At 42.9% G+C, this 15,566-nt stretch carries 9 protein-coding genes and 1 riboswitch; of the genes, 8 read left to right on the top strand and 1 reads right to left on the bottom strand.

The annotated features are described in order from the left end of the window. Positions 1-48: 48 nt before the first annotated feature. Positions 49-1,434: a serine hydrolase domain-containing protein gene (locus tag AC57BQ_RS10555; protein WP_496406244.1), complete on the bottom strand. Its 1,386-nt coding sequence runs from the start codon at positions 1,432-1,434 to the stop codon at positions 49-51. Between the two features lie 556 nt (positions 1,435-1,990). Further along, a riboswitch (cobalamin riboswitch) is annotated at positions 1,991-2,192 on the top strand. Between the two features lie 108 nt (positions 2,193-2,300). On the opposite strand from AC57BQ_RS10555, the gene AC57BQ_RS10550 reads away from it, so the two are divergent. The 8 genes from AC57BQ_RS10550 to AC57BQ_RS10515 all read left to right on the top strand — a co-directional run bounded on the left by AC57BQ_RS10550 (position 2,301) and on the right by AC57BQ_RS10515 (position 15,561). After that, a complete protein-coding gene (locus tag AC57BQ_RS10550; RefSeq protein ID WP_496406243.1) occupies positions 2,301-4,373 on the top strand; it encodes a TonB-dependent receptor plug domain-containing protein in 2,073 nt (690 codons plus the stop codon). Between the two features lie 9 nt (positions 4,374-4,382). Next, positions 4,383-5,522 (top strand): YncE family protein, encoded by a 1,140-nt coding sequence (locus AC57BQ_RS10545; RefSeq protein WP_496406242.1) that lies wholly within the window; start codon positions 4,383-4,385, stop codon positions 5,520-5,522. A 28-nt stretch (positions 5,523-5,550) separates the two neighbouring features. Further along, entirely contained in the window at positions 5,551-6,447 is an 897-nt protein-coding gene (locus AC57BQ_RS10540) for a cell surface protein (protein ID WP_496406241.1), read from the top strand. 46 nt (positions 6,448-6,493) lie between these two features. Beyond that, positions 6,494-7,633: a DUF5074 domain-containing protein gene (locus AC57BQ_RS10535; protein ID WP_496406240.1), complete on the top strand. Its 1,140-nt coding sequence runs from the start codon at positions 6,494-6,496 to the stop codon at positions 7,631-7,633. A gap of 26 nt (positions 7,634-7,659) precedes the next feature. Then, positions 7,660-8,757, top strand: a complete 1,098-nt coding sequence (locus AC57BQ_RS10530) for a DUF5074 domain-containing protein (protein ID WP_496406239.1) — start codon at positions 7,660-7,662, stop codon at positions 8,755-8,757. A gap of 279 nt (positions 8,758-9,036) precedes the next feature. Next, on the top strand, positions 9,037-11,019 hold the full coding sequence (locus AC57BQ_RS10525; protein ID WP_496406238.1) for a response regulator: 1,983 nt from the start codon (positions 9,037-9,039) through the stop codon (positions 11,017-11,019). 126 nt (positions 11,020-11,145) lie between these two features. Continuing rightward, on the top strand, positions 11,146-12,357 hold the full coding sequence (locus AC57BQ_RS10520; protein WP_496406237.1) for an efflux RND transporter periplasmic adaptor subunit: 1,212 nt from the start codon (positions 11,146-11,148) through the stop codon (positions 12,355-12,357). A gap of 36 nt (positions 12,358-12,393) precedes the next feature. Continuing rightward, complete coding sequence (locus tag AC57BQ_RS10515; protein WP_496406236.1) at positions 12,394-15,561, top strand: efflux RND transporter permease subunit; 3,168 nt, start codon at positions 12,394-12,396, stop codon at positions 15,559-15,561. Positions 15,562-15,566 lie beyond the last annotated feature (5 nt).

The following is a 15,566-nucleotide window of genomic DNA, read 5'->3' as shown; positions in this document are numbered from 1 at the left end:
CCCACCATGCTTCGACGGTGCTCAGCATGACACCCTTAGACCTCGTGGTCAATCTTTGACAATAGACATCATGATGCCCATTTGCCTTCTGGGTTTCACATAAAGAGCGGTTATTTTATTGTTCTCTCTGAGGAAAGTGATCCGGTCGTCAAAGGTTCCATCCATTTTAAAAGTATCTCGCGTTATCGGAATTAGTGGGGTTATTACCTTATCATCCTGATAAAACAGACTGTCGTTCTTTACAAAAATGCTCCTGATCAGCTTATCTTTTCCTGTAAATTTCCCGGTGAATTCGGCAAGCTCTGCTTTTGACATGGTGATGTATTTATTCTGACTATAGGGTTTACCAATGGCAATGGCTGCTACCTGGGCGCAAGCCACATCGTATTTGTTCTTCCCTTCAAAATTGGTCATGACCAAAACATAAACGTGGGCAGATGCTACCCTGATCCCATAGCATTGAAAGCCGAAGATGCCGCCGCCATGTTCGATAGAGCTGATGCCGTTTACGGCGGCCATCCGGAATCCGAAGCCATAGTCGGTATGATCTCCGTTATGGAGCTGCTGAGGTTCCAGAGCCATTTTTATATACTGAGCATTGACCAAGGAATGGAGGTAAAGCGATTCGTCCCACTTAACCATATCCTCCGGACTGGTGAGCAAAGCACCGGCAGAAAAGATAACCGACATGTCTATATAGGGTGCATTAATAAATCCCTCAGCTCTGCGGTAATACCCCGATGCTCTGTCCGCTATGATCTGCGCAGGGTCTTCGTATGAAGTATGTTGCATTTTCAATGGCTCCAGGATGTTTTTGGTGATAAATTCGGGGTAGGGTATGCCTGTTATTTGTTCTAAGATCCCGCCCAATATAAAATACCCGGAATTACTGTAGGTATAATCGGTTCCGGGCTCAAAATCAAGCGGAGATTGAGCTATAATGGCGATAATGTCCTGCGGCTTTATTTTGCGGGTGGCATAAGCTCTTACCTCGGGAATGGTGATGTAATCTTTGATGCCTGAGGTATGGCCAAGCAAATGCCTGATGGTGATGCCGTGATCGTTTTTAAACTGCTCTGGATAAAATTTACTGAGGCGGTCGTCTAAACTCAATTGCCCTTTTTGTACAAGCATTAAGATCGCGATAGCTGTAAACTGTTTAGTCATTGATCCCATTCTGAAAACACTCGCGGTTGAAATAGGGGTATGTTGTTCGATGTTTGCCATGCCATAACCCTTACTGAACACAATTTTGCCATCTTTTGCCACCACAATGGATGCACCAGGTTCTGCCGGCCTGTAATAAGACTTCATGATGGAATCTATGGCGTTGAATTGGGCCTGAGTGATGTTTTGAGCAAAACCACCGCTACAAACAATAAGGAATAAGAAAAGAGCTTTTAAAAACTTCGGGTGTGGCAGTCGGATCAGCATTTTTAAGTTATTTGTCACCTACGACCACTAAAAAACGATCCAGGTTACATTATGGAAAGAATTATTCGTCTTTTGATCCGCCCTGCTCCAGCGACAGTGGAGTATTGAAAAGACATTATAAATTTAAAAGCTTTGGCCTGGTGCGATTCCCTCCCACGGGAGGGGTTTCTACGAGGGAATTGAAAAATGATAAGGTATATCTGCCCGAATTTTCGTATATTTATATCAACAGCAGCCCGGATGTCTTTTAGCAGACATCCGGGCTGTTTGGTTAAGGATAAAACAAGACCAAAACCAATCGTTTTTTATTTAGTTATTTGATAATCAATAAATTAATACTTTTTAAAGTTTTAAAAACTCATCAAAATCGTGTTAAAATTTGTTAAAAAGTGTTAAAATCGATGTTTTTGAATCAATTTTTAAGCGTTTTTACCCTGCTTTTGATCAGAAAAGTGTTAAAATTTAAGGTTTAAAAAGTTTTTCTGAAATAGATCACCGACTTTTCCATCACCTCCCGGAGGGATACTAAAATAAAATTCCTTGCATTTTTTATTTCTATATTTGCGTCGCTTTTGGTTCCCGAAGCCTTTAAGGTTTCCGGATTAAAAGGGAATCCGGTGTAATTCCGGAACTGTCCCGCAGCTGTAAGCTCTGTTAACCGCTATCCATTCTTTAGCCACTGTTTCGATATGATCGCGACGGGAAGGCCGGGTAGACGGGGAGTAAGTCAGAAGACCTGCCATTGCATTATATGTATTCATAGCTTTCGGGGATTGAAGCTGGAATGAAGATACCTCACGTAGTGTGTATTTCCATTTATTGTACCCTGTTTGCTGTTTGTTTAATTTTTTTACGAACAGAACGTATTGCAACACCTGTACAAGTATTTGTGCTTCCTGACGCTTTTTATTTGCCTTACGGCGATACAGGGCCTATTTTGTGGTAACGCCCGGGCGCAGGTAGCAGATACCAGTCGCCAGAAATTGACTGCGGATACCGTCAAAAGCCACCATCTGAAAGAAGTTTCCGTTCGGGCAGGCAGGATCTCATCGCGAAATACCTCGGCCACACCACTGCAAATACTAAAAGGAGCAGAGCTTGAAAAGCTGAATAGCTTTTCGGTAGCCGACGCCATTCGCTATTTTTCGGGCGTGCAACTCAAGGATTATGGCGGAGTAGGCGGTCTGAAAACCATTAATGTACGCAGCCTGGGAAGTAACCACGTAGGTGTTTTTTATGATGGAGTGGAGTTTGGCAATTCGCAAAATGGCCAGGTTGATCTGGGTAAATTCTCCCTGGACAATATTCAGGAAATAGCTCTGTACAACGCCCAGAAAGGTACCATATTTCAGCCTGCCAAGGGTTTTGCTTCGGGGAGCGCTATTTACCTTGCTTCGCGCCAGCCACATTTTGAGGATAGCAGCCGCTCAACCGGTAAGGTGAGTTTTAAAACCGGGTCGTCGGGTTTAGTTGATCCATCGTTCTTTTGGCAATACAAGCTGAGTAACAATACCTATAGTACCATCAGTACTGAGTTTGTGCATGCCAATGGGCGCTATAAATTCCGGTATACCAATGGGGTTTATGATACTACTGCGGTACGGCAAAATAGCGATATCGCCTCGGAGCGCGTGGAGCTGGGCTTAAACGGTAAACTCCAGGATAGCAGTAAATGGGCGGTAAAAGGATATCTGTACAACTCCGCAAGGGGTTTACCAGCCGCTATCGTATCCAACAAGTTTGATTCGCATGAACGTCTGTGGGACAGGGATATTTTCGTCCAATCTACCTATAACAAAAACTTTGGCAACCGGTACAGTCTGATGCTTATCGCCAAATATGCCAATACCTACAGTCATTATACTAATCCAGATATCACAACAACTACAGGGTTGCTGAACGACCGCTATTATGAAAATGAGCTTTACTTTTCGGTAGCTAATAAATACAAAGTCAGTAAGTTCTGGGATGTAGCCCTCTCTGCCGATTACGAGTGGAGCACTTTACATATTACGGAGAACGACTCGGCCAAATACGCTTTTGTACCGCCGATCCGTAATCAATTGTTAACAGCTCTGGCTACCGAATTGCATTTTGCGCGCTTTAATTTGCAGGCTAATGTGCTGGGTACCTTCGTTCGAGACAAAGTACCGATCCTGGCTAATGCAGATAATCGCAACGAGTATACGCCTGCTGTGCTGGTATCCTGGCAGCCGACGGAAAATCCTGATTTCAGACTGCGAGGCTTTTATAAGAGCATTTTTCGGTTGCCTACTTTTAATGACCTGTACTACACTTTTGTTGGTTACGCTGCTGTAAAGCCCGAATTTAACAAGCAGTATGATGTAGGTTTTACCTATAACAGAACCCTGCATCAGCAAACGTTGATCTATTTCGCGGTACAGGCCGATGCTTATTACAACCAGGTAAAGGATAAAATAGTAGCCGTACCCGGGGCTGATCTTGGTCGCTGGTCGATCATTAACTTGGGTAAAGTACATATTAAAGGAGCTGAGGTAAACGCACAGGCTACATGGCAGTTATGGCATGATGCGGTACTAAATGCCGGTATATCCTACACCTACCAGCAATCGGTTGATGTAACCGATAAAACCGATATTAATTATAACCAGCAAATACCCTATACTCCCGTAAACAGCGGTTCGGTATTGATAGGTGCGGAGTGGCATAAACTGGCCTTCACCTACAGCTATATCTATACCGGCGAAAGGTATAATCAAAAATATCATGAAGCGGCCAATTATATGCCGCCATGGTATACGCACGACATAGGCTTTACCTATGCCACCCGGTTCAACAAGCATAAGATCAGGCTTACAGCTGAGGTCAATAACCTGCTTAATCAATATTACGACGTGATATACAATTTCCCTTTGCCGGGGCGCAATTATCGCTTCACCATAAGTTCAACATTTTAAGTATCTGCTATGAAAAATATACAACTCTTCAAATATCTGCTGCTTGGATGTATCATTCTGGGCTACAGCGCCTGTAGAAAGGATGCCCAACCTATTCCGGAGCAGGATAAACCCCTGTTGCCGCCTGATCCTACCGCTGTGGTTAAGGGTTTCTATTTGCTCAACGAGGGCAATATGAATATGAACAAGGCGTCCCTTGATTACCTGGATTATACCACCGGGCAATATCGCCGTAACATATATAATCAAACCAACCCCGATGTGACCAAGGGCCTGGGCGATGTGGGTAACGACATCGGTATTTATGGCTCAAAAGTATATGTAGTGGTCAATGTATCCAACAAGGTGGAGGTTTTGAATGCTAAAACCGGTAAGCGGATATCACTTATTAATATAGATAACTGTCGCTACGTAACCTTTCATAATGGTAAAGCCTATGTAAGTGCCTATCTGGGTAAAGTTGGTGATCCCAAAGCACCAAATGGCGCCGTTAATGAGATTGATACTGCTACCCTGCAGATCACCCGTAAGGTAACCGTTGGTCGCCAGCCCGAAGAAATGGCCATAGTGGGCGAAAAGCTGTATGTGGCTAATTCAGGAGGATATAGTCCGCCAAATTATGAGCGCACGGTTTCGGTGATCGATCTGGCTTCATTTACCGAATTGAAACGCATCGATGTGGCCATTAACCTGGATAGGGTAAAGGCCGATAGATATGGCGATATCTACGTTACCTCCCGGGGCGATTACTATAACATCCCTTCAAAACTATTCGTGATAGATACCAAAACCGACCAGGTGAAAAAGGAATTTGATTTTGGGGTGAGCAATCTTTGGATCGATGATGACATTGCCTATATGTATAGCTATGAGTTTAGCTACATCACGGGTAAAAATACCACAACCTATGCTATGCTTAACGTAAAGGACGAAACCGTACTGGCCAGCAAGTTCATTACAGATGGCTCCGAAAGCCAGATCAAAGTTCCCTATGGTATAGCGGTAAATCCCATAACCAAAGAGGTATTGGTTACCGATGCCAAAGATTACGTTACTCCAGGAACGCTGTATTGCTTTGATCCTTCAGGCAAGAAAAAATGGTCGGTAGTAGCGGGGGATATACCTGCGCATTTTGCATTTGCTTATTAAACAGAATATTAAAATTGAACCAATAAAAATGATAAAGATCAACTTAAACCACATGAAAAACCTGTCCTTCGCGCTTTTGCTTGGTGTCGCGTTATTATCGTCCTGTAAAAAGGATAAATCAACCGATACAACGCCAGAAGCATCTATACGTCCGATAACAGCACAAAGCAAGGCGTATGTAAATCAATTATTTGATTTTAATCCGGCCCCTGGTCAGTTTGACAATACGGGAATTGGCGATACCGTAGCGGCCAAAAGCACCTTAAACAACGATCAGGGCCTGGTGAGTTTGGGTGCCTGGGGTGGCTATATCGTAGTGGGCTTTGACCACACGGTTTTAAATGTGCCCTATAAAGAGGATTTTATTGTTTACGGAAACGCATTTTCCAGCTTTGCTGAACCTGGCGTAATATGGGTGATGCAGGATACCAATAACAATGGTAAACCTGATGATACCTGGTATGAATTAACCGGAAGCGCCCAATATAAAGATGGTTACACCCGCAATTATTCGGTGACCTACACCCGGCCTAAATGCGATACCTGTAGTGTGCCTTGGAAAGATAATAAAGGTAAAACAGGGGTTGTTCAAACCAATATATTCCATACGCAGCCTTATTTCCCGATAGGGCTTAAAGGTGATAGTTATACATTGAGTGGAACACTGCTGCCATCATCAAATATTAATGACGACGATCCGTCATACATCACCAGTGCTGCTTTTGATTATGGCTATGGTGATAATACAGCCGGTGGCGACAAAGTAGACATTGATAACGCCATTGACGCCAAAGGAAACAAAATAAGCCTGAAAGGTATAGATTTTATCAAAGTACAAACCGGTATACTTTACAATATGGGCTGGTTGGGCGAACAATCAACCGAGTTTGGCGGCGCGGCCGATCTGAGCATGCTTAAAAACTAAAACCCAATAAATAATTCTACTTATCGAAACCATAAAACCTAAAAAAATGAACACAAAAAAATCTACCCTTGTAAAACTATTACCCTACATTTTCCCGCTATTACTAATGGGAATGGTAAGCTCCTGTAAAAAAGATGCTGCCAACAATACGCTGAATGCCAATCAGGCAAGCGGGAAACTCCAGGTGCATGGCACAGGTAAATATGACAACGGCTTTTTCCTGATAAACGAAGGCTGGTATGGTCACGGCACCGGAACGGTAAGTTTTTACAACTTTGGCACAGGCTTGATCAGCGATAGCTTATTTACTAAAGAAAACCCGGGTAAAAACCTGAACCCGACAAGCAGTACTTTACAGTATGGTACTATTTTTAACGACAGGCTATATTTGGTAAGCAAAGTTGGCGGCCCCCTGGTAGTTGCCGATTCACACAGCTTGCTGGAAATAAACCGTATTGCCGCAAAAAGCACCAATGATTTTAGAGCCTTTGTTGGTATTGATGCTAACAATGGTCTGGTAAGCACAGGTTCGGGCATTTACCCAGTCAATCTGCAAACACTGGCGCTGGGTACCAAACTTAGTGGTGTAACCGGCCAGGTCGGCGATATGATCAAAGTGGGTAATTATATTTTCGTGCTTTCGGCATCAAGTGGGGTAGTGGTATTGAACGCTTCTACCAATGCGGTTGTTACCACTATTGCCGGCATGTTATGCGCATTTGCTAAAACCCCCGATGGTGCTGTTTGGGCCGCTGGAGGTACTCAACTGATACGTATTGATCCGTCTACTTTGGCGGTGCAAACCATAACTGTACCTTTTGCCATATATGGTTCATGGGCGGCATGGCATCCTGGATCCATCACGGCTTCTACTACAGAAAATGCCATCTTCATAGCCAAAAACGCTACATTTTCGGGTGGAACACAGATCTATAAGTATACAGCCACCAACAGTGCTTCATTTACTACGCCATTTATAACAGTGCCAACAGGCAGGGAACTGTATGGTGCAGGCGTGGCTTATGACCCTGCTCATAACCAGGTTATTGTTAATACAGTACACTCTGGCTTTACCACCAATTTTAGTTTTAATGATTTGTGTTTTTATAACGCTTCAACCGGCTCATTGATTAATGACATTGCTTATACCGGGTATTATTTCCCTTCTATCGCCGTATTTCATTAATTCTTTAGATATCAAAAATAACAAGCATGAAAAATAAATTCACTTTAAGGCTGTCGGCATACCTTATCCCGGTATTGTTGACAATGATGATCGCATCCTGTAAAAAGGATCACGATGTTAAAATAGCCGAGCCGGGTAAGTATGAAAACGGCTTTTTTGTAGTAAACGAAGGCTGGTTTGGACACGGTACAGGTACAGTAAGCTTTTTTGATTACACCAAGGGTACTTTAACCGATAGTATATTCACTAAAGAAAACCCAGGTAAAACCCTTGAGCCGGCTACCTCGTCATTAGAGTTTGGTACGGTTTACAATCATAAACTTTACCTGTTGTCAAAAGCTGGAGGTCCATTAGTAGTAACTGATGATCTGTCGCTTAAAGAGACTGGTCGTATAGCTGCTGCTGGTGGTAACGACTGGAGGGCATTTGTCGGTATTGGTAATAACACAGGTTTGGTTAGTACAGGTGATGGTATCTATCCGCTTAATTTGCAAACTGTTACACTTAGTACTAAAATCAGTGGTGTAAGCGGTGAGGTAGGCGATCTGATCAAAGCCGGTAATTACATATTTGCGTTATCGCAATCAGATGGCGTAGTGGTGTTAAATGCATCTACTTACGCTGTTGTTAAAACTATTCCAGGGTTGGAAGTAGCATTTGCCCGTAGTAAAGATGGCGCTATATGGGCTGCCGGCGGTACACAACTGGTGCGTATCGATCCAGCTACGCTGACCGTACAAAACATTACAGTACCATTTACTATTAATGGCTCGTGGGGTGCCTGGCATCCGGGCTCCATTACTGCTTCAACTACCGAGAATGCGATTTTCCTCGCCAAAAACGGTCCTTATAGTGGTGGTACCGAAATTTATAAATATACTGCCGCGAATAATGCTTCATTCACAACACCATTTATCACTATACCAGCCGGTAAAGAATTATATGGTGCAGGATTAGGTTATAATGCTAAACTTAATCAATTGGTAGTTACCACTGTAAAGTCTGGATACGGCATAAATTATAGCGTAAACGATCTGTATTTTTATGATGCGTCAAGTGGTGCTCAAAGTAAAGATATTTCTTATACAGGCTATTATTTCCCGGCTACCCTGGTGTTTCATTAATATAGTTAAACAGTTATAACCTGGATTAATAAGAAGGCCGCCGAAAGGTGGCCTTCTTTAGTTTTATTGTTCATAGATTCGCCCGACTAAATTAAAAGAAATATAAACTCTGAATAAAATGAACCACTCTGTTATTAATGAACGGAAATAACATTTTTGTTTAAAGTACTTTTAGAGGTTAAAACGCGAAACTCTTATCACGGCATGCAGTCATTCTTTTTAGTAAAATGGTTTAGGGATATTCCGATTGCGAAAAAGTTATATTTTACTATTGGCATAATGGCTTTTCTGATTGTAATAGAGTTATTTACACTTAGTTTTGCCATAAAAACACTCTCAGCCGTACGGTCATATGTTGGCGGCGAAGGCCTTTGGTCAAAGGCACAAAAAGATGCATTATCGCATTTAAAAGTTTACGCCTATTCACATAATGAACAGGATTACCATGCATTTCAGCAATTTTTAAAGGTACCGCTGGGTGATGGTGCAGCCCGTACCGCCCTTGAAAAAACACCTCCCGATTACGAAGCGGCCCGTTTGGGCTTCCTGGTGGGGCGTAACCATCCCGATGATATTGATGGCATGATCAAACTAATGCTGCGGTTTAACCAGGTAAAATATTTAAAGCAAACCATTTTTTATTGGAAAAAAGCCGAACAGATATTGATCAAACTGATTCCCGTCAGCAAACAACTGCATGATAAGGTAGCGTCAGGAACTATAACTCCAGCAGAAACACAGCATATCTTAAAATATATTTCTGCAATAGATGCCGAATTTACGCCTATGGAAGATGGCTTTTCATACAGCCTGGGCGAAGGTTCGCGATGGTTTGAAAGCCTTGTTCTTAAAATTTTAATTGGTTTAGCATTTACCGTTGAACTAACTGGGATCCTGATAGCCATATCAATTAGCAAGGGCATGCAAAAAGGCATAAAGGAAATTATTTCCGGGGCTAAAAAAGTATCTGAAGAGTCATTTGATACCCGGGTAAAGGTATATTCAAGGGATGAGATCGGTGTTTTGGCAGCAGCCTTTAACCAAATGACAGATAAACTGGAGCATACGATATCCGAATTAAAAAACGCTAAGGTCAAAGAACTCCGGCAATTGGAAAGGGCAGAGGCTTCTGAAAAAATTAAGCAGGTGTTCATCGCCAACATGAACCATGAGATTTTAACACCTATGAATGCCATTCTGGGTTTTGCCGGTTTGCTCGGGGAATCAGAGATGAGTAGGGAGCAAAAGGAATATATCCATGCTATTATGAAATCTGGCGAGTTTTTGAAAGGCTTGCTCAACAATATCCTTGACCTGTCAAAGATAGAGTCTGGTAACGTACAATTGGAAAAACAACCTATAAATATCCATGATGTGGTGCACAATACCGTATCTATGTTAAAGCCGGAAATAAGTAAAAAGTCGCTGACTATAAGTTACCATGTTGATGCCGATGTCCAGGAATGGGTTATGGGCGATGAGATGCGCTTAAGCCACATATTACTAAACCTGCTTTCCAATGCGGTAAAATTTACTCCTAAAGGCCATGTTTTTGTGGAGGCATATGTTATTGATGATACAGAGGATGTGGTTTGGGTTGGTTTCAGTGTTCAGGACACAGGTATCGGTATCCCCGCAGAAAAACAGGATAAAATATTCGAAAGCCTCGATCAGTTCAGGCAAAATAAAGGATTAGGAGGAATTGGCCTGGGACTTAGTATGGCTAAACACCTGGTTGACCTGCACGGCGGGGATATATTTATAAAAACAAGCACACCAGAGGGTTCTGATTTTAGATTTTTGCTTCCCTTTTATAAACACACAGTATCAGCAGAATCATCCGTAATGGAAAATATATTGGATACCTGTATCCCTCAGAATGAAATAAAAGCCACACGTGTATTGGTTGCTGATGATAACCATTTGAATCAGTTACTGATCATTAAAGTATTGGAAAAGCGCGGTTACTGTGTTGATGCGGTTGATAACGGAAAGCAGGCATTGGAGAAATTTAAAATAAATCACTATGATATTATATTAATGGATCTGGATATGCCCGAATTAGACGGGTACGAAGCCACCATAGCTATCAGAAGTGAGGACAATGCTAATAATGCTATCCCGATCATCGCAATAACAGCCCACGCCACCCAGGAGGTAATGGAAAAATGCATGGATCATGGTATGAATGACTTTGTAGCAAAGCCTTTTGACGCGCAGGATCTTGATCAAAAAATAAAGGCTATTTTAATTGATGTTTAACTAACAGCACTTCCGATTTTAAAATAAGCTGTAACATTAACTATATTTAACAATCAAAATACCTAATTAATGCCGTATTTAGCGGCGTAAACCCCTACGCCCTATATTTTCACGATATTTTACCTTATGATACTTTTAAAATCGTCCTGCAAAACTTACCATGTACTTTCGCCTCAAAATTGGGCTGCATTTTTTACGATTGTTTTATCAACAGCTATATTGAGTTCCTGTGGCAGTAAAAATAAACAAGCAGCCGAAGGACAAGGAGGAGAGCAGGTGTTGGATTATAAGGTACTTACTTTGCAACCTCGCCCCGCTACTTTAAATGTGGATTATCCGGCAAGTATACAGGGCCAGCAAAATATTGAGATACGACCTAAAGTTGATGGCTACGTAGAAAAAATATATGTAGATGAAGGCTCTATAGTGAAAAAGGGCCAATTGCTTTTTAAGATCAATGCACCACAGTATGAGCAGGATGTACGTACCGCCCAGGCTGGTATCAAAACAGCAGAGGCCGACCTGAGCCTGGCCAAAATGCAGGTGAATAAAGTAAAACCCCTGGTTGACAAAGATATCATCAGTCATTACGAACTGGAATCGGCAGAGTATACACAGCAATCAAAAGCGGCTGCTCTGGCACAGGCAAAAGCCTCATTAGTAAATGCGCAGGTTAACCTGGGTTACACTACTATTACCAGTCCGGTAAATGGTGTTATTGGTTCATTACCCTATAAATTGGGCAGCCTGGTAACCGGCACTACAACCGACCCTTTAACAACGGTTTATAACACCTCTAATATTTACGCCTACTTTGCGCTGAACGAGAAACAACTGCTTGATTTTAGCAAGGATAGTACCGGTACAACTTCTTTCAAATCAAAATTGAGTAAACTACCTAACGTATCGCTCATACTCCCTGATGGTACTATTTATGAACATATCGGCCGTGTGGAAACGGTAAACGGATTGATCAACACCGCCACTGGCGCAGCTAACGTAAGGGCAGGATTTATTAATCCCCGTGGATTGATCCGAAGCGGAAGCAGCGCAACCGTAAGAATACCAAACACCATCAAATCGGGCTTATTGGTGCCGCAAAGCGCTACTTATGAATTACAGGATAAACGCTTTGTTTATCTGGTTGATAAACAGAACAAGATCAAAAACGTAGCTATACAAGTAATGGATAATACCGCCGGCCAGTTTTACGTGGTTACCGATGGTTTACATGCCGGCGATAAGATAGTACTGCAAAGCGCCAATAATTTACCTGATGGTACTACCATAAAGTCCAACCCGGTTAGCGCGGCATCGGTTTATGGCAACCTTAAATAGTGGAGTTTAATTTATCAATCCTGTTAAAGCAATTGTATGCTTAAAAAATTCATAGAACGCCCGGTATTATCAACTGTTATATCAGTTTTACTGCTGATACTGGGTATACTCGGACTTATTAATCTACCCATATCTCAATACCCTGATATAGCGCCGCCAACGGTAAATGTATCCGCCTTTTATAATGGCGCCAATGCCGATGTGGTGCTTAAAAGTGTGATCATCCCAATGGAGGAGCAGATCAACGGGGTGGAGAACATGACATACATGACCTCCAGCGCTAGTAATGACGGTTCTGCATCAATCACGGTATATTTTAAAGTAGGTACTAATCCCGATCTGGCGGCGGTAAATGTGCAGAACAGGGTATCGCGAGCAACCAGTCTATTGCCGTTGGTGGTTACACAATCGGGTGTTACTGTGGCTAAAAGCCAAAGCAGTAACCTGGTTATCTTTTCCTTATACAGTGACAATAAGACCTACGACGAAACCTTTTTGCAAAATTATGCCAAGATAAACCTGGTGCCACAAATACAGCGGGTAACCGGTGTAGGTACGGCCGAGGTTTTTGGTTCCAGGGATTATTCCATGCGTATCTGGCTTAAGCCAGATGTGATGTCGCGCTATGGCTTGGTGCCCGATGATATTACCGATGTGCTTAACGAACAAAACATTGAAGCTGCACCGGGTAAGTTTGGCGAAAACAGTAATCAGTCTTTTCAATATGTGATCAGATATAAGGGGCGATTGCAAACCGCTGCTGAATTTGGCAACATGATCATTAAATCAGTAGGCAACGGGCAGCTGCTGCGTTTAAATGACGTGGCCCGCGTGGAGTTGGGCTCGCTGGATTATTCATTCCATATTATCACCGATGGTAAGCCTTCGGTAGGTGTGGCTATTAGTCAAACGGCAGGATCAAATGCACGCGATGTGATCAACGAATCAAAAAAAATTCTGGATGCCGCTGCAGAAACTTTTCCTAAAGGGATGAAGATCGCCTACCTGGTTGATGCCAACGAAGTTTTGGATGCCTCGATAGAAAAAGTGATCAGCACGCTCATAGAAGCCTTTATACTGGTGTTTATCGTGGTGTTTGTGTTTCTACAAGATTTTCGGTCAACCCTGATCCCGGCCATCGCGGTTCCGGTGGCTATTGTGGGTACATTCTTTTTCCTGAACCTGTTTGGCTTTACCATTAACCTGCTTACCTTATTCGCGTTGGTACTGGCCATTGGTATTGTGGTGGATGACGCCATTGTGGTGGTAGAAGCGGTACACGCCAAACTGGATATAGGCTATAAATCGGCCCGCAAGGCATCTATTGATGCCATGAGTGAAATATCAGGCGCCATAGTTTCCATTACGTTGGTCATGTCGGCCGTGTTTTTACCGGTAACTTTCATATCGGGCTCAACGGGTGTGTTTTATAAACAGTTTGGTATTACCCTGGCTGTGGCCATCTTGCTTTCGGCCATAAACGCGTTAACGCTTAGCCCGGCTTTGTGCGCCTTGTTCTTAAAACCACATGAAAAGGGGACTAAAAAGCATGGTTTTATCAACCATTTTTATGTGATATTCAACACGGCCTTTGATGCGGTAAGCGGTAAATATAAAAAGTCGGTAGGTTTCCTGGCGCATAAAAAGTGGATCGCAATTGCTGCTATAGCCATATTTGCTACGGTTCTTATTTATCTGGTAAAAACTACCCCTTCCAGTTTTGTACCCAATGAAGATCAGGGTGTTGTATTTGCTGCCATTAGTCTGCCCCCGGCATCGTCAATGGAACGTACAGACGCGGTTGCCAGTAAGATCGACAGTATCGGGCATACCTTTCCGGCCGTAGTGAGTTCTTTAAAGCTGGTTGGGTTTAACTTTATAGCAGGTAATGGCAGCGCTTATGCTATGGTGATCCTGAAACTGAAAACCTGGGATCAGCGTAAATCAAAAAGCGATAGCCAGGAGGGTATTATTGGTCAGCTTTATGGCAAAACCAGTGGGATGCGGGAGGCCAATGTGTTTTATTTTTCACCACCTACTTTAAATGGCTTTGGTAACAGCGATGGTTTTGAGTTTCAATTGCAGGACAAAGGCGGTCATACCGTGAATGAACTGTTTAAAGTGAGTAATGACTTTATAGTGGCCCTTGGCAAACGCCGCGAAATACAGAGTCTTAATTCCTCGTTCAATCCCAATTTCCCGCAGTATCAGGTTGATGTTAATGTAGCCAAATGTAAAGAGGCTGGTGTAACAGTAAATTCGGTATTGAATACGCTGCAGGGTTATTATGGCGGTTTATATGCCTCCAACTTTAATCAGTTTGGTAAACAATACCGTGTAATGGTTCAGGCCGATTACGATTACCGGGCCACGGAAACGGGCTTAAGCAAAATATTTGTACGTAACAGCGCAGGTACTATGGCGCCAATAACCTCCTTTATATCGTTAAAGAGGGTGTTTGGGCCGGAGTCCATTTCCCGATTCAACTTGTTTACGGCCATATCAGTTTCGGGACAGCCGAAACCAGGTTTTAGTACAGGTGACGCCATTAAAGCCATCAAAGAAGTTGCTATAGAGAGCCTGCCCGCGGGTTATGGCTATGAGTTTTCTGGCTTAACACGCGAGGAATTAACCGCAGGAACACAGTCGGCTTATATATTTATGCTTTGCCTGGTGTTTGTTTACTTTTTATTAAGCGCCCAGTATGAAAGCTATATTCTGCCTTTCGCGGTATTGCTCTCCCTGCCTGTAGGTTTATCAGGGACTTACCTGTTTGCCAAGATCTTCGGTATCGAAAGTAATATTTACCTGCAGATCTCGCTGATCATGCTGATAGGACTGCTGGCCAAAAATGCCATCCTGATCGTAGAATTTGCTTTGGAAAGACGCCGGGCAGGTATGGAACTGATACCCGCTGCTATTGCCGGTGCCGAAGCCCGTTTACGCCCGATCCTGATGACCTCCTTCGCTTTTATATTTGGTATTATGCCCTTGATGTTTTCGACAGGAGCAGGTGCCAATGGCAACAAATCTATAGGTACGGGTGCAGTAGGAGGTATGTTTGTCGGAACCATATTCGGTGTATTTGTGATCCCGGTATTGTTTATCATCTTCCAGCATTTGCAGGAAAAGGTAAGCGGTCCGCCGAAAGAAGATAATGACGACGATGAGGATGACGCGGTAGAAATCAAACCCGCTCATTGATCCAT

The organism is Mucilaginibacter sp. BGA-UO-ETr-C110 (assembly GCF_059567985.1).
Note: the sequence above shows the minus strand (reverse complement) of the source record. Positions and strands in the feature narration are given on the sequence as shown.